This window comes from Candidatus Protochlamydia sp. W-9, assembly GCF_001950615.1.
GTDB lineage: Bacteria > Chlamydiota > Chlamydiia > Chlamydiales > Parachlamydiaceae > Protochlamydia > Protochlamydia amoebophila.
Window position 1 is genome coordinate 1 of record NZ_BCPZ01000032.1, and the last position, 236, is coordinate 236.

The window sequence follows — 236 nt, forward strand, 5'->3', positions numbered from 1 at the left end:
TATAGCACTACTTTTAAGTAGTGCAGATTATATATAATCAACTCAGGTTTTCAAGAGTTTATTTTTCTGTGAGAATTTGATCTTGGTTCAGATTGAATGCTGACAGCGTGGATGAGGCATGCAAGTCGAACGAAACCTTCGGGTTTAGTGGCGGAAGGGTTAGTAAGACATGGATAACTTGCCTTTAACTCTGGGATAACGGTTGGAAACGACCGCTAATACCGGATAGGGTGAAA

General features: G+C 40.7%; 1 rRNA gene. It reads left to right on the plus strand.

Features of this window, described 5'->3' with window-relative positions:
- Window positions 1-64: 64 nt before the first annotated feature.
- A 16S ribosomal RNA gene (locus BU804_RS00800) occupies window positions 65-236 on the plus strand; the annotation flags it as partial.